Below are 22100 nucleotides of genomic sequence, written 5' to 3'. Positions count from 1 at the left end.
CCTCCGGGTATCGACCCTCAGCCGAAGGAATTAACGGTTGGAGCCGCTAAAATCGATCGTCGGTCACCAGGTTGTGGCTGGCGGCGAATGGAGGGGCGGCGAACAGGGCACGCGTCCTCTTCCAGGTGGCCTCGAAATACGCGCTGGACCGGTACGCCTCCAGCGCAGCCGCAGTTTGCCAGCGGGAGTGCGTGCTGAGGATGTTCGGGTAGCGCGTGTCCTGCCAGAGTTCCAGACTGAGGCAGCCGGGCGTGGCGCGGATACGCGGCGCCGCCTCCGCGAAAATGTCCAGGAACTCCTCAATAGCATCCGGGCGCAGTGTCAGCCGGACGAGTCTGACCAGCGGTTGTTCAGGCATGGGCGTTCAGGGCCAGTTTGAGGGCGGCTTCTCTGGCGGCGTTTGCGGCGGCGCCCGCAAAGTCCTCGCCTTCAGACGCGTAGCAGATGGCTCGACTGGAGTTGACCAGGGTGAGGCCGGGTTCGGTGCCGGAGGCCGTCATTACCGCGTCCGCATCCCCACCCTGAGCGCCGACGCCGGGGATCAGGAATGGCGTTTCCGGCGCAAGAGCCCGGATGCGCGCGAGCACGGCGGGATCGGACGCGCCAACCACGAAGCCGGGCTGACCGGGCGTGTCGGCTCCCCAGGAGACAGCAGCTTCGGCCACGCGCTCGTAGAGGGGGCGTCCCCCCACATCCAATGTCTGCAGGTCGGATCGTCCTGGATTGGAGGTATGCACAAGGAGAAACGTCGCCGTGCCCCCATACTGCAGGAACGGCTCGACGCTGTCCCGGCCCATGTACGGACTGACGGTCACCGAATCGAAGCCCAGGTCGCCGAGCGCAGAGTCGGCATAGAACCGTGCGGAGTTTCCGATGTCGCCGCGCTTGCAGTCCGCGACCGTCAGACACTCAGGAGGTACGGCCCGTCGCACCCGGCGGAGTACGGCAAACCCCGCATCGCCCAGCCGCTCGAAGAACGCGAAGTTGAGCTTGTAGGCACAGGCATGGTCGGAGGTGGACGCAATGATCTCCCTGCAGAACGTCTCCACGGCACTTTCCGGAGTCCGGCTGGCCTTGATGTGGGCCGGAATGCGCTCGAGGTCAGGATCCAGGCCAACGCAGAGTGCCGACCCCGTGCGCTGCTGGGCGATCGCCAGACGGCGGGAAAAAGGTTTCATGAGGTTAAGCTGGTACGCTCAGCGGACGAATCCTGAGGCGGGGTCCCGCGTTCTAGCGAAAGTTCGCTGACCGCGAGAATCCGCTTTCTATTTATTGCTGCTATGGGACTCGAAAACCTGAAACTGAAGAACGTCTCCTCCCGGGACAAGGAAATGATCCGGGACATCGAAACCATGATGGGGCCCGAACCCTCGACGATGGGGTTTGCGAAGAACCTCTTCTGGGGACGGTTTCAGGAAGAATACGTCTTCCCGTACCCGCAGACTTCTGAAGAAGAGACGCGGAAGTGCGATGCGCTGCTGGCAGAGCTGGAGGATTATCTCACCAACGAGCATCCATCCATCCTGATTGATCAGGAAGAGTACATCCCGGAATGGGCCATCAACCGCCTGTTCGAGCTGGGCGTGATGGGCATGACGGTGCCGGAGGAGTATGGCGGACTCGGGCTTGGCATCACCAGCTACAATCGGGTGCTGGAGATGATCGGAGCGCACTGCGGATCCACTTCGGTCATGGTCTCGGCCCACCAGTCCATCGGGTGCAAGGCCATCATGCTCTTTGGCACGGAGGCCCAGAAGAAGGAGTTTCTGCCGAAGGTCGCACGCGAATACCTGTCGGCATTCTGTCTGTCAGAACCGCAGGTGGGCTCGGACGCGGCCGGGCAGGAGACCCGCGCGGTCAGGTCAAAGGACGGCTCGCACTACATCCTCAACGGGGAAAAGAAGTGGAGCACCTCGGGCGCTCTCTCGGGCATGTTCACCGTCATGTGCAAGCAGCGCATGGCCGACCCAAAGACCGGGAAGGAAACTGACAAGGTGACCGCGCTGATTTGCACCCCGGACATGGAAGGGGTGGAGATCTTCCAGAAGAACCGCTCCAAGTCGTGCATTCGCGGCACCTGGCAGGCCCGGATCCGCTTCAACAATGTGAAGGTGCCCGCAGCGAATCTGCTGCACAAGGAGGGCCGTGGCCTGAACGTGGCCCTGACTTGCCTGAATTTCGGTCGATGCACCCTGTCGGCAGGCATTACCGGCGCGGCCAAACGTGCCCAGGATCAGGCCACGAAGTGGGTGCAGACGCGCTACCAGTTCGGCCGTCCGCTGGCAGACTTTGAACTCGTGCAGCAGCGCATCGCCCGTATGCATGCGTTCACGTTTGCGGCCGATGCCATGCTCTACATGATGACCGGCATGCTGGATCGCGGCGACAAGGACATCATGGTGGAGACCGCGATGACCAAGGTGTTCAGCTCACAGATTGGCTGGGAAGTGATCGACGACGCCATGCAGATCATGGGTGGCGAGGCATTCATGACGGAGAACGAGATCGAGCGCCTGTGGCGGGACAATCGCATTCACCGCGTGGTGGAGGGCTCGAATGAGGTCATGCAGCCGTTTGTGTTTGCCTACGGCGGCAAGCAGCTGGCGGAGCAGATGATCGGGATCCAGGAGGCCATCGGCTGGGATACGGACGAGGATCCGGTTTCGAACCTGCGCCGCATCGTGCGAAACGCCTCGAACGGCCGCATTCTCCAGCGGGCCATCCCATTGGGTCTTCAGCTCTTCCTTGGCCTGAAGCCCTCTGCACCACGCATATCGCGGGTGGACGCGTCCCTGCAGGGCCATGCGGATCGGCTGGCCCGGCTGGTCCAGGACCATTCGCATTTCTTCAAGATGGCCTCCAAGTGGTATCGCGAAGAGATCATCACGAGGCAGGTGGTTCAGGCTCGCATTGCCGACAACGCCGTGTACCTGTTCGCGCTGGCGGCATCGCTCTCGAAGATGGATCACCTGGTGCGCAGCGGCGCTGCCGGCGTGGAATTCGACAAGGACGAAGCAGCTTTCCGCCACGCGTTCGACCTGTTTGCCCTCCGCATCCGGCAGAATATCACGGAGCTCAAGGCGAACGCCGACGACTCCATGGCGCCCGCTGCGGATGCTGCCCGCAAATACAATGACTCGCTGCCGAACGCGGATTTCTACATCCACGAGTCCTCACCCATTGCCGGCGGCACGGGCAAGGTCGTGCCCACCGAGCACATCCGGCAGTTCCCCGGCGAGGCCGAGGTTCCGGCAGCGGCGGGCGATGGCGCGCAGGGCACGCCTACCGTGAAGCCCTCGCGACGGGTTGCGTCCAAGAAGGGCAAGGCAGCGGGCAAGGCCTGAACAGGGCCTGGATGCCAACACTGAAAAAGGGACTCCCGACTGCTTCGGGGGTCCCTTTTTTTCTTTCCGTCGCCGAGGCTCAGGCGGCCATGCGGCCAAGATTGCGTTCCACCCAGAGCCGCGCCCGGGATACGGACGAGAAGGTCTCAGTTTTGAAGTCGGTCATCTCGTCCGCATACATGCTGTACAGCTCGTTCGCTCCACGCAGGACGCCGGTCGGGCCGCAGATGGCAACCAATTGCCCTGGAGCTTCTTCGCTGGCTTCACCGTCCTGGGCCGCGAGCTCGTGCAAGTCCGAAGCGCTGACGGTCAGCGAGTTCGCGCGCGTAAGGTCCCATATCTGGTAGCGGAGCCGCCCGTCGGGGTCGGCCTCGTAGAGGCTCAGGTTCGCAGCGAACAGATCGGCCGCCGTGAGGCTTCCGGACAGCGTGACGACGCAGCCAAGGCCATGCTTCTCGAAGGCAAGAGTGTGGGACATAACAGGATCAGAGAGTCTGACCCCAGTATCGGCGGCATGCTACTGTCATAAAGCTGACAGCGCTTTGCCGGGCCATCTGTGAGACGACCGGCTGCCGGCTATCGGGCCACGATCAGTGCCGTCGAGCTTCGTTGACCACCTGCCTCCAGGCGCACCAGGTACTGACCGGGAGGAAGCGAAGCCGTCTCAATCCGCAGACTTCCCGCTCCCGCCGCGCGGACCCCCAGATGGGCCTGCTGCACGCGGCGCCCCAGCATGTCGAATACCTCAAGCCGGGTTTCAGCCGCATCCGACAGGGTGTAGGACACATGGGCCGAGGTGGCTGCCGGGTTGGGATACGGAGCAGACAGGTGCACCGTGGACGGGAGATCCGTGACCGCATCCAGGTGCGTGCCAACACCCGACTCCACCAGGTCAAGATTCGGGAAGTCGCCACCCAGCACGGATGCCACCGTCGGCTCCGGCAGGCCGAACCACTGGCGCATGACCGAGCCGTAGACGGATCGAAAATCGGTCTGATATGAGAGGTTGCCGTTGCTCAGGTTGTCGAGGTCCGGCAGGCTGCCGTGAAATCCTGCCTTGACGGCGGGCCCGAACAGAAATAGTGGCGCCGCCGTGCCGTGGTCCGTGCCACCTGAGCCGTTCTCGCCCACTCGGCGGCCGAACTCGCTAAAGGACATGACCAGCGTTCGGTCTGCCCAGCCGTCGGCAGACAGATCCGCCAGAAAAGCCGAAACCGCCTCCGAGATGTAGCGCATCAGCACGGCGTGCGTATTCGCCTGGTTGGCATGCGTGTCGAAGCCACCCAGGGAGACATGGTAGATGCGCGATCCCAGTCCACCGCGAATCAGTCGGGCCACGGCTGAAAGCTGGTCTGCCAGCGGGTTCGGCGTGATGTACTCCACCGTGTTGGACCCTGCGGCTGAGGCATCCTGAATAGCGCCCGCGAACTGGAACGAGTCGTTGGCCACCGAGCGAAGGAATCCCATCTCAGTGCCGAGCCGGGAAGCGGGCAGGTTGTCGGTGCGGTAGAGCTGGGCAGTTTCCGCAATGCGGTCGAACAGCTCCATGCTCTGTACCGACATGCCCATCTGAGCTGCCGGGCCGGAGAACATCAGCGGCGCGCCGCCGCCCAGCTGCACGGCGAGCGGGAAATCGGTGGGGGTCTCCGCGTACTCCGGAAATTCCGCGTCGAGGTATCGCCCGGCCCAGCCGGTAGCCTGGACACCGCTCGATCCGTCTCCTGCGGTCATCCAGATGTCCGTGGATCGAAAGTGGCTCAGATCGGCCTCCGGGTACCCGACCGAGTGCACCACGCCCATCGTGCCGTCTGCGTACAGGTCGGCCAGTTGGGTGAGCTGGGGGTGGAATCCGACGGAGTCGGTGACCTGTATGGCGTCGCGAAGACCCAGGTTGGGGCGGGCGTTGAAGTACAGATCGTTCCGATATGGAACGATGGTATTCAGGCCGTCATTGCCTCCGGAGAGTTGCAGAATGACCAGTACGCGGTCTGTATCGACGGCGGCAAGCCGGGAAAGCATGCCCGTTTGCGCGAACGCGCGTACCGGGACGCCGCCCAGGGCCATGCCGCCCAGCGCCGCGGTCAGGCCGACGCTTCCCAGGAAGTCGCGACGCGACCAGGCATGATGGTCCTCAGAGTGGGCATGCCCGTCTTCCAGCCGGCTTCCGTGGCGCGGCCCATGATGATGATGCGTACACATGGCGACTAGACGAGCTGATATTCCGGATACTGACTGATCTGGCGCACAAAGGATGTCATGCGCTCCTCGGCTCCCTGCACATGCAGCCCCCACTCATACCACGGCTGCCCTCCCAGGAACATCTTGGCCAGATTGCGCACGTGCGGCGGTGCGGCGTTCACCCACTCAGGGATGGGAAAATTGACCAGGTCCCCACCGAACTCATCCGAAATCTCGGGGATGTCCAACAGATCGACGGGAGCCGCAATGAGGTGCTCCACAAGAGCCAGCGGCAGCCGGAACGCGGCCTCCGGGTCAAGCTCATCATGGATCCGCTGAGCGAGCGGCGTCAGAGCCACCGCCGTGCCTCCACGCCCGGACAGAAACACCTCCGAAACAAACCAGCGATAGGGCAGGGTGGTGGTGTTCATCCAGATATGGTGCCCGGGCCAGCCTGCGACATTCGGCGGGTCAAGCAAATTCTGACCATTCGCGCGGGCAGTACGGTACAGCACATTCAGCGTCTGCATGGTCGGCGCAATGTCCATCTCCACCGGCATGCCGAGCGCGTGTTCGACAGGGCTCTTGATCTGGGCTCCCTGCGCCTGCGGGTCGAAGAAGTGCGCACTGGCCAGCAAAGTCCGGATGACCGGCTCCAGCTCCCAGTTGGCATCCAGCAGCTGCGTGGCGAGCGAAGAAACCACGGCATCGTCCACCCCGGAGTAGACCAGGGAGGCGTACAGGTGGCGGCACACAAAATGGGCGATGGCCTCAGCGCGCTCCGCAAAGATCAGGTCGATTGCGGACGCGTAGTTGAAGTTCTCGAAGCGGCCAAAGATTTCCTTGAAGCCGTCGTCGAACCGGTTGCGCGTGAACACAGGGCCCAGCGTCGTGGCGGAGACCTGAAATCCGGTCAGCGCACGAGCCAGCTCCCGAATGTCATTCTCCGTGTAGTTCGGCGTGCCGTCGGGACCCACAGGGCCCATGGTGAACAGCTCCAGCAGTTCGCGCGCGTAGTTCTCGTTCGGGGTGCCTACCCGGTTCTGGATGCCGTTCAGATAGAGCAGCATCGACGGGTCAAGCCCCATGTAGCGCACAAACTCCTTGAAATTGCCCAGCGCGTACGTGCGCAGCGTTTGCACATACCGGAAGGAAAACACCGCGTAGCGGTAGGACGAGACTCCCGTCACGAAATGGTTGTGCCAGACCAGAGCCAGGCGCTCTCGCAGCCCGTCACGCATCATGCGCTGCATCCAGTCCATGCGGTATTCGAGCAGCCACTGGTTGTTGGCGTCCCGGTAGGCCCGGCGTTCCTCCTGCGTGGAGCCCCGCCCCGGGATGGCCTCATTGGCCCACCAGGTTTCATCCGGAAGCGGCATGGCCACTGACTCGTCGACGAGAGCATTCGCGAGCTCGGTGGCCGTGCTGCCCGTCCAGGCTTCCAGCAACTCCGGTTTCGCTCCGAATGCGCACCGACGGAGGGCGTGCTTGACGTCTGCCTCCGCCAGCGGTGTGGCGTGCGCTTCGAGCCCGGCGCTGATTCCCAGCGACCCGGGTGCTGGGGGCTGCGTTTCCGGCCGCGGTGCCGGCTCCGCTGATTCCACAAAACCATTGCGCACACCGAGGTCAACAACCTCGTGGGGCGTGCGCAGGAAAGAACGTCTATCGATGGCCATCAGGTCTGGGAGTCCCGTTCATGCTCTCTACACGTGCACGTACCCGATACCCCCAAGACGTGGGAGGTTCCTGCCGCGGTTTTGCCGGACAGCTAGCCCGGGATCGGCCGCGGCGCCGCCGGCCGTCAGCCGATGCGGTCGAATCCTGTGTACGCCCGCAGCACTTCCGGCACCTCGATGGACCCATCGTCCTGCTGATACAACTCGAGCAGCGATGCCATGATGCGGGGCAGGGCCAGGGCCGACCCGTTCAGCGTGTGCACAAACTGCGGCTTGCCGCCTCCGGCGGGGCGGTAACGGATATTTGCGCGGCGGGCCTGGAAGGTTTCGAAATTTGAGACGGAGGACACCTCCAGCCAGCGCTCCTGTCCCGCACTCCAGACTTCGAGATCGTACGTCTTGGACTGGGTGATGCCCATGTCACCGGTGCAAAGCAGCAGTCGCCGGAAGGGCAGACCCAACGCGTTGAGCAGGCCTTCGGCGTGCTCGGTCATGGCTTCGAGCGCATCGTACGAATCCTCCGGACGTACCAACTGCACGATTTCCACCTTGTCGAACTGGTGGAGCCGGTTCAGTCCGCGCACGTCCTTTCCGTAGGAGCCCGCTTCCCTGCGGAAACACGGGGTGTAGGCGGCGTAGCGCACCGGCAGCTCGTCTTCCGTGAGGATCTCGTCACGCCGGTAATTGGTGACCGGTACCTCCGCAGTCGGGATCAGGTAGAGGTCGTCCCGGGGGACCTCGTACATCTGGGCCTCCTTGTCGGGCAGCGCACCGGTGCCCGTCGCGGAGTCCGCGTTGACCATGATCGGCGGCTGCATTTCGACAAAGCCGGCGTCGCTCGCCTGATCCAGAAAAAACTGGATCAGTGCGCGCTGCAGACGGGCTCCCTTGCCCAGGTAGAACGGGAATCCGGCACCCGTAACCTTGGCACCGCGATCAAAGTCGACCAGGCCGAGGGTCGCGCAAAGCTCCCAGTGAGGTTTCGGCTCGAAGTCGAATCCTGGCAGCACCTGGGCCTGGAAGGGAATGGCGTTGTCCTCGGGACCGGCGCCCTCCGGCACGCTCTCATGTGGAGGATTCGGTATCTCCAGGACAAGCTGGTGCAACTCCGCCTCAATGGCACGAGTGGCTTCCTCCTGCGTTTTCAACCGCTCTTTCAGCTCGGAAGAGGCCTTGATCTGGTCCTGCGCCTCGTCGCGCCGACCCGACTTCATCAGTTCGCCGATGGATTTCGCAGCCGCGTTCGCCTGCTCCCGAAGCTCCTGTTCCAGCGTCACGGACTCGCGCCGACGGGTGTCTGCATCCAGGAGGGCATCGACAGTTGCTTCGTCACCTTTACGCTTGGCACGGATGCCACGCTTCAGGAGATCGGGGTTCTCGCGGAGGAGGGTAAGGTCAATCATGGATCGCGCCCGGCGGGCAGGATCGGCTATGCGGGCGATGTGCTCAGCACTGCGCGCAAGGCTTTCAGTGAATCGTCCAGCGGCGTCGGCCGATATCCGAGTTCGGACTCGGCTTTCAGGATGAGGAATCCGGACTTTAGCGGACGCTCAGCCGGCCTCGGCAGATCGCTGGTCAGAATGGGATGAATCAGGTCCTTGTCCAGATCAAAGGCCGACGCAATGCGCAGCGCCATGTCGTACACACTGAGCAGCTCCCGGCCTGAAACGTGGTAAGTGCCCACCTTGCCGAAGCGGATCAGGCGTTCGATCCCGTTCGCCAGGTCCGGCACATAGGTCGGAGTGCGAAACTGGTCCGTCACGACCCGAATGGGCTTGTTCGCGGACAGCTCGCGCACGACCCAGCGCACGAAGTCGGACCGGGTGCCCGGTCTCCCGTCGCCGTAAACCAACACCGTGCGGGCGATCGACCAGGCATCCAGGCCGGCGCCCCGGGCCGCGTTTTCTGCAGCCAGTTTCGACTTGCCGTAGAAGCTGAGTGGTTTCGGCCGGTCGGTCTCACGATAGGGACCGTTCTTGCCGTCAAACACGAAGTCGGTGGAGACCTGTATGAGGTGAGCACCGTGGATCAGGCAGTGCCTGGCCAGCAGCTCGACACCGTCCACGTTGGCTTTCCAGCAAGTCTCCTTGTCCTCCTCGCACGCATCTACGTGCGTCATCGCGGCGCAGTTAACCACCACATCTGGTGTGAAGTCCTCAAATACGCGGCGAACGTCCCGCGCCACCGTGATGTCCAGCGGTTGATAGCCGCCGGAAGCGCCCTCGAACACGGGCTCCGGCTGCCTGGCCGTGGCCAGCAGGTCATATTCCCGGAACTCGGAGAGGCGCTCCATCAGGGCCTGGCCAAGCAGGCCGTTGGCACCCGTAACTATGATTCGTTTGAAGAGGATGGCAGTGTCAGGTCAAGGACGCCCCCAAACCACGGGCACGGGAAGCGGTTTCGTGTTCGGCTCAGAAGAGCCCGCGCGATACCCTATGGGTAGATGCGAAACCCGACCGCGGCCGTGGTCTCTGCGCGGCGATCCTCCACGAGGATCAGGCGGGGAATGAGCTCGAGGTAGATCTCTACCCGGCTTCGAAAGAACCGAAGACCAGTTGCGGCGGCCAATCCGCCAATGGATCGTGAGTCGTCCAGGCCCAGCACCAGGCCGGGTCCGATGTATGCAGACAGGGGAGTGGCACGAAGCGGAACCTCGTCAACCAGGACGAACTGCAGCATCGCGCTTCCCTTGAGGTTGAACGTGCCGGAGAGGGCTACCGCGTCCACTCTGCCGACGCCTGCTTCCCTCTGGTAGGCCTTAACGCTGAACCCTGTAAACGGGCCCGCCTGCAAACCGGCTCCGGCGCGGCCTGGAGGCTGTTGATGCGCGGGCCTGGCTTCCGATTGACCCAGCGCATGCCGGGCGGGCATCAGAAGCAGGGCGATGAGCAGGCTAGCCGGCCGCCACAGGGTAGTCACGTACCACCTTCGCAAGCCGCTCCGTGTCGGCGCCGTCGAGTTTTCCGGAGAGGAGGAGACGGAATTCGCGGCGCTGCGCCGCCGCCGCATAGCGGGCCATCTCCTCGTCGGTTTCAGGTCTGAGTTGCGGCACCCGCTGTGGTACACCGGCCGCATCGATCGCCACAAACGTGTAGTAGGCTCTGTTGGATACCCGCTTGGTGCCTTTGACGGGGTTCTCCGCCCACACGTTGATCTCTATTTCCATCGATGTGGTGAATGCCCGGTTCAGATGACTTTCAATCATCACCACCTCACCCTGACGAATGGGGCTTTTGAACTGCACATTGTCCACACTGGCGGTTACGCAGACGTGTCCGCTGTGCCGCTGCGCCGAAATGGCTGCACAGATATCCATCCAGTGCAGGATCTTTCCGCCGCGCAGGTTGCCGAGGTTGTTCGTGTCGTTTGGCAGAACGATTTCGCTCATCTGGGCGAGTGACCGCGATACGGGTCGGGGCTCCAAAACCATCAGGTCTTCTGTTTCTTCTTCCGTGCCGCCGGGAAGAGGATGTTGTTGAGAATCAGCCGGTATCCCGGGGAATGCTTGTGCAGGCTGAGGTCGGTGGGTGGATCACCGACGAAATGCTGGTAGTCCTCAGGGTCGTGTCCGCCGTAGAACGTGAACGTGCCCTGTCCAAAGGTGCCGTGCAGGTAACGGATTTCATCCCGACCCGGAGCTTCTGCCAACACCACCACGGCCGGTTTGACCGTGTTCTTCCGAAAGTTGGTCGTCTGCCCGATGAACCCCTTGACGGTCGACACGTGGTTCTGGGTCAGCATCGTCGGCACCGGATCCCACTTCGCGCTGAACTGGAACAGGGTGAAATAGTCGACGGCCGGATTGCGAAGCTGCGGCGGGGGAGCACCCGCGTCGATGTTGGCGTGCTCATACTCCCTCGCATTGAAGGACGGCCGGAAATCCTGGAATGCGAACGTGCGCGAGAAGTCAAGCCGTGAGAGCGCGTCCGGGTCGATGGGGTCTCCGTCATACTCGGAGGGCACGATGTCCACCCCGAACGCAGCCTGGGCAATGTCGAACGTGTCCGTGCCGGAGCACATCGCAAACAGAAAGCCGCCTTCACCCACGTACTGCCGGATGGTCTCGACGACCGCACCTTTGAGTTCGGAGACTTTGCGGTAGCCCCTCTGGCGGGCCGTGGCCTCGGCCTGCCGCTGCTGCTCCATATACCAGGCCGTGGCCCGGTACGAAAAGAACTTGCCGTACTGACCTGTAAAATCCTCGTGGTGCAGGTGCAGCCAGTCATAGTTCGCGAGCTCTCCGTCAAGCACCTGCTCGTCATACACCATTTCGTAGGGCACTTCGGCGTACGTCAGGGCCAGCAGTACGGCGTCGTCCCACGGCAATGTCTGGTTGGGCGCATAGACGGCGATGCGTGGTGCCTTTTCAAGGCGAACCGTGCTCATGTTGCTGTCCTGCCGCTCGATTTCGGCGAGGATCGATGCCGTCTGGCCGCCGGATATGGTCTCAAAGTTGACCCCCCGGATCCTGAGTTCGCTGACCACCTCGGGCTCTGCGGGGAGGAGGAACGAGCCTCCGCGATAGTTGAGCAGCCAGTCGGCTTCAATCCCGCGCTGAAGCGCCCAGAATGTGACTCCATACGCCTTCAGATGGTCGGACTGTACGTTGTCCATGGGTACCAGGACGTCCTGGGACCTGGCCGGCAGGGCAACTGCGGTCAGCAGGAGGAGGTAGATCAGTCGGTTCATGTACCGTCACCACGTAGTAGACGAATGCGGTCGCGCGCTTCGGAGCCCAGCAACGAGCCGGGGTAGTCGGTCAGCAGTCGGTTGAGGGTTGTGGTGGCGTCGTCGTCCCGGCCCAGTACCTCGGACTCGATGCGGGCCGCCTCGAACAGGCTGCGGTCTGCCAGGTGGCTGTCCGGGTGGGTCAGGGGAAACTCCTTGTAGGCCGCCACGGCTTCCTCAGGCCTGCCGAGCGAAGCGAGCAGCGCAGCGCGCTCGAAGGAAAGGTCATCCAGCAGCGGGTGGTTGCCAAGCTGATTGAGGATACCGTCCAGGTCGGAGAGGGCTTCGTCATATCTGGCTTGACGGGAGGCCAGTCGAATGGATGCAAGTCCTCGAAGCGGAGCGTCCAGGGAGTCCGGTCCCCGGTTTTCAACAAGCAACACCTTCAGAGCAATCGCATCATTCGATACGTCCGCGGCGGTGTTCTCCTTCATGGACTCGGTCAGCCCGAGCGCCGCATCGAACTCCCCGCGATAGAAGTGGATGAGGGCCAGTTCAAAGCGCGCCGCCTCGGCCAGCTCCCCGGTTCGCAGCCTGTCCGAGAGGCGGGCATATCGGGTTTGAGCCTCCCCCATGCGATTCCTCAGGACGGCAAGGCGTGCCAGCTCGAAGGATGCGTGGTCGGCGGTGTCATAGCCGGGCCAGCGTTCCAGAATCAGGTTGTAGGAGGCTTCGGCGGCATCCAGATCCTGCAGCACCTCGCGCTGGATGCGCCCCAGGCGGAAGTGCACCTCGGGTAGCAGATCGTGGCCCGGATGCGCGCTGAGAAAACGGCCGTAGGCTGCGATGGCTTCTGAGTAGAGCGAGTCGGCCTGAGGATCTGCCGCCTCGCGGGCCCGGTCTGCCCATCGTTCATAGAGCAGGCCGGTGGCCTGGCGGGCTTCGGGCGCCGAGGGCGCATCCGGGTATCGGTCCAGGATCTCCTCATACGCCTCCAGCGCGGCTCCGTACGCGCCCGCGTCCGCTGCCTGCTGGGCAAACGCGTAGAGCACACGCCCCTGTTCATTCTCCAGGCGGTCGATGGCCCGATTCGCGTCGAGAGCCTCCTCATAGCGCCCCGACTCCAGGTAGAGCCAGCCGAGCAGCTCCCGGAATGCCCTGTTCAGTGGATCCTGACGCACGGCGGCCTCCGTGGCGGCCACGCTGGCAGTCATGACGTCCTCCTGCTCGATCTGCTGCGACAGGCGCCCCCGGACGAAGGTGATCTGCCGCTCGTTCTGTGCAAGCACGGACAGGTATTCGCGGGCCGCATCGTCATGCCTGCCTGTGAGCGAATAGAGATAGGCAAGATCGGTCTGGAAGAGCTGGTCGTTGCCCAACTCGTGGCGCCCGTATTCCAGGACCTCGGCAGCCTTCTCGAAGAGGCGCATCTGCATCAGGGACCGATAGACCACCAGGTACGTGCCCGGCCGGTCCGGGGCTTGTCCGATGGCCTCGTCCCAGGTGACGAGGGCGCCCTCCTCATCGCCGTTGAGGTACTGCAGGCGTGCCTTCTCCGCGCGCAGGGGTGTGCCGGCCTCTCCGGGAGCAATCCGGCTTTCAACGAGCGCAATCGCCTCATCGTACCGTTTGACGGAGGCGTAGGCCTCGCGAAGCTTGTCGAAGAACACGTAGGTGTCCGGACTGCGCTCCACAAGTCCTTCCAGAAGGGCGATGGCCCTGTCAAATTGCGCGGCACGCAGATAGGACTCGGCCAGCTGGTAGCGTGTGACCAGGGTGGAGTCGATGCCCTGGCTGCTGGCCGAAGGCACCGCGCCCAGGCACAGGACGGCCAGGATCGGGGCAAGTAGTCGGGCTCGTCTTCCGGACGGGCGCTGTCGGGTCATAGGTTTAATATGGACGGCCGTCCTCGTAAGTTTCCCCGGTCCGGAACTCCCGGATCAGCGGATTTTGCTCACGAGCGCAGCTTTTTCGTTCAATGCTTCCCACAGCCGGTAGCGGACTGCCGGACCCCGGAAACGTCAAGAACCTTGCCATCCTCGGGTCAACCGGGTCAATCGGGACGCAGACATTGGACATTGTCCGGCTGCATCCGGACCGGTTGCGCGTCTGCGCACTGACAGCCGGAAAAAATGTTGCCGCCCTGGCGGAGCAGGCCCGGGAATTCCGGCCCGAACTGGTGGTAATCGGCGATGAATCGCTGGTGCCCGAACTTCGCGCGGCCCTAGCAGACACGCACTGCCGAGTCGCCTTCGGCGCGGAGGGGCTCGTGGAGGCCGCTGCGCTGCCCGGGGTTGAGACCGTCGTGACAGCCGTGGTGGGGTACGTGGGCCTGGAGCCGACGTTGGCGGCCGTCCGGGAGGGGCGCCGTATCGCACTGGCCAACAAGGAAACGCTCGTCGTTGCCGGTCACCTGATCCGATCAGAGGTCGCCCGGCACGGCGCAGAGGTCATTCCGGTCGATTCCGAGCACTCTGCCATTTTCCAGTGCCTGGTAGGCGAGCCTGCCGGAAGTGTGGAGAAGCTGCTGCTGACGGCATCTGGCGGGCCGTTTCGCACCCTGGACGCAGGCGCGTTCGAGCGCATTACCCCTGCAGACGCCCTGAAGCACCCGAACTGGGACATGGGTGCCAAGATTACCATTGACTCGGCGACGATGATGAACAAGGGGCTCGAGGTCATCGAGGCCCGTTGGATGTTCGACATCCCGGCGGACAGGCTGGAGGTGGTGGTGCACCCCGAGTCCATCATCCACTCCATGGTGCTGTTCTCCGACGGCTCCACGAAGGCGCAACTGGGGGTGCCGGACATGAAGGTGCCCATCCAGTACGCGCTGTCGTATCCGGAACGCTGGCCGGCACCTCACGAGCGCATCGACTGGCGGGCTCTGGAGCGCCTGCATTTCGAGCCGCCGGACACCGGTCGCTTTCCCTGTCTGGCGTTGGCCTACAGCGCGCTGGAGCTTGGCGGCTCGGCTCCCACCGTGCTGAATGCCGCCAATGAAGTGGCCGTTGCGCGATTTTTGGCTGAAGACATCCCGTTTTCAGGCATTCCGCGTGCCATCGAGGCTGCCATGCAGGCGCTGGCGGGACCCGGAGACGACATCGACGCGTTGCGTGCCGCTGATTTCGAAGCCCGGAGATTTGTAGAGGAACACGTCCGGGTCACCGCACATTAGTCCCACACTTTCGGATCCGTCTGATTCGGGTTCAACAAGCGCATGGACGGCATCCTGAACATGTTTTCCTACGTTGGCTGGGTTCTCCTGGCCATCATGATCCTCGTGTTCGTGCACGAGCTGGGCCACTTCCTGCTGGCCAAGCTGTTCAAGATGCGGGTCGAGAAGTTCTCCGTGGGCTTCCCACCCAAAGTGATCGGGAAGACGGTAGGAGAGACGGAGTATGTCCTCGGCCTGACGCCGCTGGGCGGCTACGTCAAGATCTCGGGCATGGTCGACGAGAGCATGGACACCGACCAGATGGCCTCGGAGCCGCAGCCGTGGGAGTTTCGCTCGAAGCCCGTCTGGCAACGCATTCTGGTGATTGTTGCGGGCGTGGTCTTCAACATGATCCTTGCAGCGATCGTGTTCGTGTCGCTGAAAGCCACCTACGGCGAAAGCTACATCCCGAATCTTGGACAGGTGGTCGTGGCAGATTCGTCCATTGCGTGGGAGATGGGCCTTCGTTCGGGCGATGAGCTCATCGCCATCAATGACCGGCCGGTAGACGAGCGTGCCGGTGTCGAAACGGTGGAGCAGGCGCTCATCCAGTCACCGCTGGTCGTGCAGGTACGCAGGGAGGGTGAGGTCCTGGAGTTTTCCGGACCCAGCGACATGATCACCCGGCTCAACCGTGCCGGTGGCAGGCTCGGGCTCAGCTACGATCCCCCGGTGCTCGGCACGGTGTCAGACAATATGCCGGCCCAGGCTGCCGGATTGCAGCCGGGTGACCGCATCACGGGCATAGGCGCGGACACTGTGGCGTACTGGACGGACCTTACGAACTTCATGGGCACGTTTGAAGGCACGGAGACTACCGTGCGCTTCCTGCGCCCCGATTCCATTTCGGCCTCGCCTGCCGGGGCGACGCTTCTTGCGCGGTCGGATGCGGGACGACTCTACGAGACTGTCGTTCAGCCGGAGGAATCGGGCGGGGGCTACGTGCTGGGCGTTCGGCAAATCCTTCGCTCGCAGGACTATGGATTTGTCGCCGCCATCGGCGCGGGACTCGAGGACACCTGGACCAATACGAGGGTCATCGCCACGAGCCTGAAGCGCGTGTTCACCGGCCAGGAGAACTTCCGGGAGAACGTTGGAGGTCCCATCATGATCGCCCGGGTCACGAAGCAGGCCGCTGACGCAGGAGCCCCGTTCTTCTGGAACATCGTCGCGATGCTTTCCATCACGCTGGCCATCATCAATATCCTGCCGATTCCCGCGCTGGACGGGGGACACCTGGTTTTCCTCATCTATGAGGGCATCGCCCGCAGAGAACCGTCTCTCAAGGTGCGCATGGTGATGCAGCAGATCGGCATGGTGCTGCTTCTGGCGTTCATGGTTTTCGTGATCTTCAACGACATCCTGAAACTGTAGCTACCCCTCCGGGTGCTACCGGGATGAACCTGACAGCCAGCAAGTCGGCACGACGGCCGCACATTGTGCATGGGTAAGCGGCGATCCGAACAGCCTGATGCGGCCGACCTGGCCGTGCAGCAGGCGCTCAAGGAGCGCGGCGAAATTCCCGGGCACGTAGCCATCATCATGGATGGCAATGGGCGATGGGCCAAGGAGCGCGGCTATCCAAGGGTGCAGGGCCATCAGGAAGGAGCCGCATCGGTGCGTGATATCGCAGAGGCATCGGCGCAGCTGGGCATCAACGTTCTGACCCTGTACACCTTCTCGACGGAGAACTGGCACCGGCCGCTCACCGAGGTGAACGCCCTGATGCAGCTGCTCATCCGCACCCTGCGCAAGGAGGCAGAAACACTGCATCGCAATCAGATTCGCCTCTCGGCTATCGGGGATCTGGAGAAGCTTCCGGACGTGGCGCTACGTGAATTGCAGGACGTGTGTGAGTCGACGGCCACCCACGAGCGCATGACCATCAACCTGGCGCTTTCCTACAGCGGGAGATGGGATCTTGTGCGGGCCGCCCGGCGGATTGCGCAGGATGTGGCATCAGGCCGACTCGCCCCGGACGATGTCGATGATGATGCACTGGCCAGCAGGCTGACGACGGCCGAGCTCCCGGACCCGGATCTGCTGATCCGCACCGGGGGAGACTATCGCATCTCGAACTTTCTGCTCTGGGAGTCCGCGTACACTGAGTTCCACTTTACCTCCGTGTTCTGGCCGGGCTTCCGCCGGGCGAACCTCTACGACGCCGTACGAGATTTTCAGGACCGCGACCGACGTTTCGGGCGGGTGCACGAGGAGGCCCGCACATGACCAGGGTCCACCATCCATCACGGCCTACCAGATCCGCCGCCCGCAATATGTCCCGGTGCGAATCGTTTCCAGAGCGCATTCGACGGTAATACGCGCAGAAACCACGCCTGAACCCTCCCGTTCGATCGGGGCTGGTCCGCGCCCACGCAAACTGAACCCCATGCTTCGTTTCATTCCGTCCCTGCTGATCCTGCTCGTGCTGCTCATGGCGCCTGCGAGCGCTGCCGGTCAGGGCGCGATAGCTCAGGCTCCCCGCAGTCTGGAGATCCTGGGTATCTCGGTTGAGGGCGTGTCGGACGACTACACCCGCGGATTCGTGCAACAGACCAGCGGGCTGACCATCGGCGAGCAGGTCGTCATTCCGGGTGACCCGCAGTTTGCCGATGCCATCAGGTCCATCTACCGGCTCGGCACGTATGACGATGTGCGTATCGTCGAGGACCGGCGGGTCGGCAACGGCATCTACCTGGCCATTCAGGTCAGCGAAGTACCGAAGTTGGACGAATACAATTTCACAGGGCTGAAGAAGGGGGAGGTCAAGGACCTGCGCAAGACCATCCCGCTCATATCCCTTGCCCCGGTTCGGCAGGCGACTGTGGCCCGGGCCGAGCAGGTCATTGACGAGTTTCTGGCCGAAAAGGGCTTCCCGCTGAACGAGATCGACGTCGTGCGCACCGAGCAGCCCGACAACACCGTATCCCTGATGTTCAACGTGGACAAGGGGCCGAAAGTGAAGGTCGGCGAAGTGCGCATCGAGGGGAATGAGGAGCTCTCGGACCGCACTGTGCGCAAGGTGATGAAGACCAAGCCCCGGGTGGGATGGAAATTCTGGCGCGGTGCCAAGTTCAAGGAGGACGAGTTCGAGGAGGACATCGCCCGGATTGTTGAACGCTACAACGAGCGGGGCTATTTCGATGCTGAGGTGGTGCGCGACACAACCTTCATCGAAGACGAGGACGGCAAGCCGTATATGGTCGTCGGTGTCGAGGTCCGGGAAGGTCCGCAGTTCCACGTCAGGAACGTGACCTGGGAAGGCAACACGCTCTACGATGACGAGACGCTGAGCACCAACCTGGGCTTCACCCGGGGAGATGTCTACAACGGCAAGCAGCTGGACCAGAACCTGTATATGAACGGCAAGAACACCGACATATACAGTCTCTACCAGAACCGTGGGTACATGCGGTTCAACGTGCAGCCCACCATATCAGTGGCGCCCGGTGACTCCCTGGACCTGCACTTTGACGTGTTCGAGGGTGATGAGTACCAGTACGGGACGATCACCATCAACGGCAACACGAAGACCAAGGAGCATGTGGTCCGGAGGGAGCTCCTGACGATCCCCGGGCAGACGTTCAGCCGCGATCAGATCCAGGAATCGATCCGCCGACTGATGCAGCTGAACTACTTCACGCAGGAGTCGCTGGCGGCGGGCCCGGGTGTGGAGATTGCCGAAGAGGACAAGTCGGTCGATCTCGAATACACGCTGGAAGAAACCGGCACGGACCAGTTGGAATTGTCGGGCACCTGGGGCCGGTTTGGCCTGGTGCTCCAGCTGCGGTTCGGGTTCAACAATTTCTCGGCCCAGAATCTGTTCAAGGGAGACGAGTGGAGGCCGCTTCCTTCCGGTGACGGCCAGCGCCTGTCCGTGGGTATCCAGACCAACGGTCGACAGTACCAGCAGTACTCCCTGTCGTACACGGAGCCCTGGTTCGGTGGGCGCCCGCGGCCGGCCGGCTTCTCGCTGTCGTTCTCGCAGATCGACGGTGCGGCGTTCATTCGCTCGTCCCGGGCCGGCAAGCTGCAGACCTTCTCCAGCAGCGTTTTCTACGAGCGCCGCCTGTCCTGGCCGGACCAGTTCTTCAGTACGGGCACCAACGTCGGATTCCAGTACTTCAACAACGAGCAGTACATCTCGACCCTGCCCCAGGGCGTGTCCCGTCAGGTGACCGTCAAACAGACGCTGTCGAGGAATTCGACGAACCACCCGCTTTTCCCGAGCTCCGGCTCACGTTTCTCACTCTCGCTGGAGGTTGCGCCGCCTGTGGGTGACCTGATCCAGTTCCACAAGTGGCGTCTGACCAATTCGTGGAATACGCCGCTGACGCGCAAGCTTTCGATCGGCCTGACCGCAGACTACGGATACATCGGCTCCCTCACGGGCGATGAAGTCGAGTTCGAGCGCTTCGTGGTCGGTGGATCACCGTTCGAGACCCAGGGCTTTTTCAGCTTCTTCGGCAAGGAGGTCATCTACATGCGGGGCTATCCGCTTGCGGCACTCGGGCCGCGCGATGACCAGAACGAACCGCTTGGCGGCCGCATCCTCAACCGGTATACCGGCGAACTGCGCTGGATGGCCGTGCAGTCCCAGCAGTTGCAGGCTGCCCCGTACCTGTTCGCCACAGGCGCCAATACCTGGGACCGGTTCGACACCTACAATCCGTCCCAGCTGTTCCGGGCGGCAGGCATGGGTGTGCGCCTCTTCCTGCCCATTCTCGGCATGGTCGAGCTGGCCTACGGCTACAACTTCGACACGTTCGCGCCGATCAACAGCCGCCACGACGGCACCAATCGCTGGACGTTCCAGTTCTCGCTGGGACAGGGCTTCGGCCAATAGATCGTCCATTTCACTAGACACTCCGGACCGCTCGAATGATCAAGACCACCCTCCGCGTCGCACTGATCACTTTGCTGGCCACGGCTTCCTCTCCGGAGGCGCAGGCCCAGCAGCGCATCGCCTACGTCGACACCGAGTTCATCCTGGAGCGCATTCCCGAGTACCAGACGGTGCAGCAGCAGTTGGACCGCATGGCGCAGGACTGGGAGCAGGATCTGACTGAACGGCAGCGGGAAGTGGAGGCGGATTTTCGCGCATATCAGGCCAGAGAGCTGCTTTATACGGCAGAGGAGCGCCAGCGCCGCCGGGATGAGATCATGCAGGCCGAAGATGAGGTAGAGCGCCTCCGCATGAAATATTTCGGCCCTGAAGGGGATCTTTTCGTGCAACAGGAGCAATTAATGCGGCCCATCCAGGATCGCATCCTTACGGCCATTGAGAACGTGGCCACTGAAGACGGATACGACTACGTATTTGACAAGAGTGGAGACTTCCTATTCCTCTTTACGAGGGCTCAGTACGACCTGAGCAATCGCGTGCTCGAGGAGCTTGGCATAGACGTTGATCAAATCCAGGGCAGGTAAGGGCAGGGGAATCCTCCCGTCCCACCCACAACGAAACTGAAGAGAACATGAACGCACGCATACGGATCTTCCTCGTTCTGCTTGCAGGCCTGGTGGCGGTGCTGCCGGCCAGCGCGCAGATGAAGATCGGATACGCTGATCCTGAAGTGATCATCACCTACATGCCCGAGTACCAGTCGATCCAGCAGCAGCTTGGTCGTGAGTACCAGAACAGCCAGGAGTCGCTGCAGGCCATGGCCCAGGACTTCCAGGAGCGCGTGGAGCGGTACCAGAAGCAGCAGCCTCTGCTGACCCCCGAGCGCCGTGCCGAACGCGAGTCGGAGCTTGCTCAGCAGCAGGCCGAACTGCAGCAGGCAGCGGCCAGCGAGGACGAGAAGCTGGCTCAGCGTCAGGACGAACTCCTTGCTCCACTGCTCGAGCAGGTCCAGAATGTCATTGATGAGATCGCCGTCGAGAAGGGGCTGCACCTCGTGCTGCGCTCCCCGGCGCTGCTCTACGTGAACGAGGAACTGGTGGTGAACATCAACCTCGATATCGCCTCCAAACTCGGCATTTCACTCGACGAGGAGACGGCCTCCAACTGAGGCAGGCCAAATCAGATTGAAAGGGGCGGGCCCAGCCGGGTTCGCCCCTTTCTTATGAGAGCCCGCCCCGTGCGATGAGCGCGGTCCAGGGCCTGCGCCGATTCGCGCGGCCTCCACGGGCAGAGGCCTGGGGGACGGTATATTCGGGCAACCCAGAGTCCTCACCATGAGCACCCGGATCAAACAAGTCACGGACGTCGAGGACCTGAAGCGTGTCACCACACACACGCTCCAGGAGATGAAGGCACAGGCGATACCCATCGCGATGCTGACCGCCTACGACTTCACCATGGCCCGCATCATAGACCAGGCCGGCGTAGACGTCATCCTGGTCGGTGACTCCGCATCAAACGTCATGGCCGGGCACGAAACCACGTTGCCCATCACGCTGGACCACATGGTCTACCACGCGCAGTGCGTGGTGCGGGGCGTTTCCCGTGCACTCGTGGTAGTGGATCTGCCCTTCGGCTCCTATCAGGGCAATTCCAAGGAAGCCCTGAGCTCAGCCATTCGCGTGATGAAAGAGGCGGGGGCCCACGCCGTGAAGCTGGAGGGTGGAGAGGCAGTCGCGCCCACCATCGAGCGCCTGATTGACGCTGGCATTCCGGTCATGGGACATCTGGGTCTCACGCCGCAATCCATCTACCGCTTTGGCACCTACAAGGTGCGCGCACGCGAAGAGACGGAAGCCGATCAGTTGCGCAAGGATGCGCTGATCCTCCAGGAGGCGGGCTGCTTCGGCATTGTGCTGGAGAAGATTCCAGCGCCGCTTGCCCATGAGGTATCCAGTTCGTTGAGCATACCTACCATCGGCATCGGGGCCGGGGTCGGGTGCGATGGGCAGGTGCTGGTTATCCACGATGCGCTTGGGTTGACCAAAGACTTCAATCCCCGCTTTGTCCGCCGGTTTGAGAACCTGTCGGACCGCATGGAGGATGCCGTTCGCGGTTACATCTCTGAAGTCCGGAATCGCAATTTCCCTTCCGAAGGGGAGAGCTACTAG

The 22100-nt window shown here is 62.7% G+C and carries 19 protein-coding genes; 8 read left to right on the top strand and 11 right to left on the bottom strand.

Annotation, left to right across the window (positions count from 1 at the left end; all coding sequences use genetic code 11):
* Positions 1-46 precede the first annotated feature (46 nt).
* Complete coding sequence (locus JJ896_09245) at positions 47-358, bottom strand: antibiotic biosynthesis monooxygenase (GenBank protein MBO6779822.1); 312 nt, start codon at positions 356-358, stop codon at positions 47-49.
* Positions 351-1178: an orotidine-5'-phosphate decarboxylase gene (gene pyrF / locus JJ896_09240; protein ID MBO6779821.1), complete on the bottom strand. Its 828-nt coding sequence runs from the start codon at positions 1176-1178 to the stop codon at positions 351-353. The genes JJ896_09245 and pyrF overlap by 8 nt, the downstream gene beginning before the upstream one ends.
* Positions 1179-1280: 102 nt before the next feature.
* Between pyrF and JJ896_09235 the strand changes: the two genes are divergently transcribed.
* Entirely contained in the window at positions 1281-3344 is a 2064-nt protein-coding gene (locus JJ896_09235; protein MBO6779820.1) for an acyl-CoA dehydrogenase family protein, read from the top strand.
* Positions 3345-3423: 79 nt separating this feature from the next.
* Here JJ896_09235 and JJ896_09230 read toward each other — a convergent pair whose 3' ends face one another.
* The 9 genes from JJ896_09230 to JJ896_09190 all read right to left on the bottom strand — a co-directional run bounded on the left by JJ896_09230 (position 3424) and on the right by JJ896_09190 (position 13752).
* Positions 3424-3822 carry a hypothetical protein gene (locus JJ896_09230; GenBank protein MBO6779819.1) on the bottom strand — a complete coding sequence of 133 codons (399 nt, stop codon included), beginning with the start codon at positions 3820-3822 and terminating at the stop codon, positions 3424-3426.
* Positions 3823-3920: 98 nt separating this feature from the next.
* A complete protein-coding gene (locus tag JJ896_09225) occupies positions 3921-5543 on the bottom strand; it encodes a DUF1501 domain-containing protein (protein MBO6779818.1) in 1623 nt (540 codons plus the stop codon).
* 5 nt (positions 5544-5548) lie between these two features.
* Positions 5549-7198: a DUF1800 family protein gene (locus JJ896_09220; GenBank protein MBO6779817.1), complete on the bottom strand. Its 1650-nt coding sequence runs from the start codon at positions 7196-7198 to the stop codon at positions 5549-5551.
* A 125-nt stretch (positions 7199-7323) separates the two neighbouring features.
* On the bottom strand, positions 7324-8601 hold the full coding sequence (serS, locus tag JJ896_09215) for a serine--tRNA ligase (GenBank protein MBO6779816.1): 1278 nt from the start codon (positions 8599-8601) through the stop codon (positions 7324-7326).
* A 26-nt stretch (positions 8602-8627) separates the two neighbouring features.
* Positions 8628-9491, bottom strand: coding sequence for an SDR family oxidoreductase (locus JJ896_09210; protein MBO6779815.1), 864 nt, complete (start codon positions 9489-9491; stop codon positions 8628-8630).
* Between the two features lie 140 nt (positions 9492-9631).
* Positions 9632-10069 carry a hypothetical protein gene (locus JJ896_09205; GenBank protein ID MBO6779814.1) on the bottom strand — a complete coding sequence of 146 codons (438 nt, stop codon included), beginning with the start codon at positions 10067-10069 and terminating at the stop codon, positions 9632-9634.
* A 22-nt stretch (positions 10070-10091) separates the two neighbouring features.
* Positions 10092-10586 (bottom strand): acyl-CoA thioesterase, encoded by a 495-nt coding sequence (locus JJ896_09200; protein MBO6779813.1) that lies wholly within the window; start codon positions 10584-10586, stop codon positions 10092-10094.
* 41 nt (positions 10587-10627) lie between these two features.
* Positions 10628-11887: a hypothetical protein gene (locus tag JJ896_09195; GenBank protein MBO6779812.1), complete on the bottom strand. Its 1260-nt coding sequence runs from the start codon at positions 11885-11887 to the stop codon at positions 10628-10630.
* Positions 11884-13752 (bottom strand): tetratricopeptide repeat protein, encoded by a 1869-nt coding sequence (locus tag JJ896_09190; protein ID MBO6779811.1) that lies wholly within the window; start codon positions 13750-13752, stop codon positions 11884-11886. Before JJ896_09190 ends, JJ896_09195 begins: the two co-directional genes overlap by 4 nt.
* Before the next feature lie 92 nt (positions 13753-13844).
* On the opposite strand from JJ896_09190, the gene JJ896_09185 reads away from it, so the two are divergent.
* From JJ896_09185 to panB, 7 genes are all read left to right on the top strand, one after another.
* On the top strand, positions 13845-15044 hold the full coding sequence (locus JJ896_09185; GenBank protein ID MBO6779810.1) for a 1-deoxy-D-xylulose-5-phosphate reductoisomerase: 1200 nt from the start codon (positions 13845-13847) through the stop codon (positions 15042-15044).
* Positions 15045-15086: 42 nt separating this feature from the next.
* The gene (gene rseP, locus JJ896_09180; GenBank protein MBO6779809.1) at positions 15087-16457 is read left to right on the top strand and encodes an RIP metalloprotease RseP; all 1371 of its coding nucleotides are present in this window, start codon (positions 15087-15089) and stop codon (positions 16455-16457) included.
* Positions 16458-16526: 69 nt separating this feature from the next.
* Positions 16527-17312, top strand: coding sequence for an isoprenyl transferase (locus tag JJ896_09175; protein MBO6779808.1), 786 nt, complete (start codon positions 16527-16529; stop codon positions 17310-17312).
* Positions 17313-17472: 160 nt separating this feature from the next.
* Complete coding sequence (gene bamA / locus JJ896_09170; GenBank protein ID MBO6779807.1) at positions 17473-19929, top strand: outer membrane protein assembly factor BamA; 2457 nt, start codon at positions 17473-17475, stop codon at positions 19927-19929.
* A 35-nt stretch (positions 19930-19964) separates the two neighbouring features.
* On the top strand, positions 19965-20513 hold the full coding sequence (locus tag JJ896_09165) for an OmpH family outer membrane protein (GenBank protein MBO6779806.1): 549 nt from the start codon (positions 19965-19967) through the stop codon (positions 20511-20513).
* A gap of 47 nt (positions 20514-20560) precedes the next feature.
* Positions 20561-21097 (top strand): OmpH family outer membrane protein, encoded by a 537-nt coding sequence (locus tag JJ896_09160; protein ID MBO6779805.1) that lies wholly within the window; start codon positions 20561-20563, stop codon positions 21095-21097.
* Positions 21098-21263: 166 nt separating this feature from the next.
* Positions 21264-22100 carry a 3-methyl-2-oxobutanoate hydroxymethyltransferase gene (gene panB / locus JJ896_09155; GenBank protein MBO6779804.1) on the top strand — a complete coding sequence of 279 codons (837 nt, stop codon included), beginning with the start codon at positions 21264-21266 and terminating at the stop codon, positions 22098-22100.

The sequence above is a fragment of the Rhodothermales bacterium genome (genome assembly GCA_017643395.1).
GTDB lineage: Bacteria > Bacteroidota > Rhodothermia > Rhodothermales > UBA10348 > JABDJZ01.
The sequence above is the reverse complement of the archived record's forward strand: the minus strand, read 5'-3'. Positions and strand labels throughout refer to the sequence as shown.

What these genes read in the sequence shown, in the direction of transcription:
- JJ896_09245 (MBO6779822.1), bottom strand. Translation starts at nt 358, where the DNA reads ATGCCTGAACAACCGCTGGTCAGACTCGTCCGGCTGACACTGCGCCCG.
- pyrF (MBO6779821.1), bottom strand. Translation starts at nt 1,178, where the DNA reads ATGAAACCTTTTTCCCGCCGTCTGGCGATCGCCCAGCAGCGCACGGGG.
- JJ896_09235 (MBO6779820.1), top strand. Translation starts at nt 1,281, where the DNA reads ATGGGACTCGAAAACCTGAAACTGAAGAACGTCTCCTCCCGGGACAAG.
- JJ896_09230 (MBO6779819.1), bottom strand. Translation starts at nt 3,822, where the DNA reads ATGTCCCACACTCTTGCCTTCGAGAAGCATGGCCTTGGCTGCGTCGTC.
- JJ896_09225 (MBO6779818.1), bottom strand. Translation starts at nt 5,543, where the DNA reads ATGTGTACGCATCATCATCATGGGCCGCGCCACGGAAGCCGGCTGGAA.
- JJ896_09220 (MBO6779817.1), bottom strand. Translation starts at nt 7,198, where the DNA reads ATGGCCATCGATAGACGTTCTTTCCTGCGCACGCCCCACGAGGTTGTT.
- serS (MBO6779816.1), bottom strand. Translation starts at nt 8,601, where the DNA reads ATGATTGACCTTACCCTCCTCCGCGAGAACCCCGATCTCCTGAAGCGT.
- JJ896_09210 (MBO6779815.1), bottom strand. Translation starts at nt 9,491, where the DNA reads ATGGAGCGCCTCTCCGAGTTCCGGGAATATGACCTGCTGGCCACGGCC.
- JJ896_09205 (MBO6779814.1), bottom strand. Translation starts at nt 10,069, where the DNA reads ATGCCCGCCCGGCATGCGCTGGGTCAATCGGAAGCCAGGCCCGCGCAT.
- JJ896_09200 (MBO6779813.1), bottom strand. Translation starts at nt 10,586, where the DNA reads ATGAGCGAAATCGTTCTGCCAAACGACACGAACAACCTCGGCAACCTG.
- JJ896_09195 (MBO6779812.1), bottom strand. Translation starts at nt 11,887, where the DNA reads ATGAACCGACTGATCTACCTCCTCCTGCTGACCGCAGTTGCCCTGCCG.
- JJ896_09190 (MBO6779811.1), bottom strand. Translation starts at nt 13,752, where the DNA reads ATGACCCGACAGCGCCCGTCCGGAAGACGAGCCCGACTACTTGCCCCG.
- JJ896_09185 (MBO6779810.1), top strand. Translation starts at nt 13,845, where the DNA reads ATGCTTCCCACAGCCGGTAGCGGACTGCCGGACCCCGGAAACGTCAAG.
- rseP (MBO6779809.1), top strand. Translation starts at nt 15,087, where the DNA reads ATGGACGGCATCCTGAACATGTTTTCCTACGTTGGCTGGGTTCTCCTG.
- JJ896_09175 (MBO6779808.1), top strand. Translation starts at nt 16,527, where the DNA reads ATGGGTAAGCGGCGATCCGAACAGCCTGATGCGGCCGACCTGGCCGTG.
- bamA (MBO6779807.1), top strand. Translation starts at nt 17,473, where the DNA reads ATGCTTCGTTTCATTCCGTCCCTGCTGATCCTGCTCGTGCTGCTCATG.
- JJ896_09165 (MBO6779806.1), top strand. Translation starts at nt 19,965, where the DNA reads ATGATCAAGACCACCCTCCGCGTCGCACTGATCACTTTGCTGGCCACG.
- JJ896_09160 (MBO6779805.1), top strand. Translation starts at nt 20,561, where the DNA reads ATGAACGCACGCATACGGATCTTCCTCGTTCTGCTTGCAGGCCTGGTG.
- panB (MBO6779804.1), top strand. Translation starts at nt 21,264, where the DNA reads ATGAGCACCCGGATCAAACAAGTCACGGACGTCGAGGACCTGAAGCGT.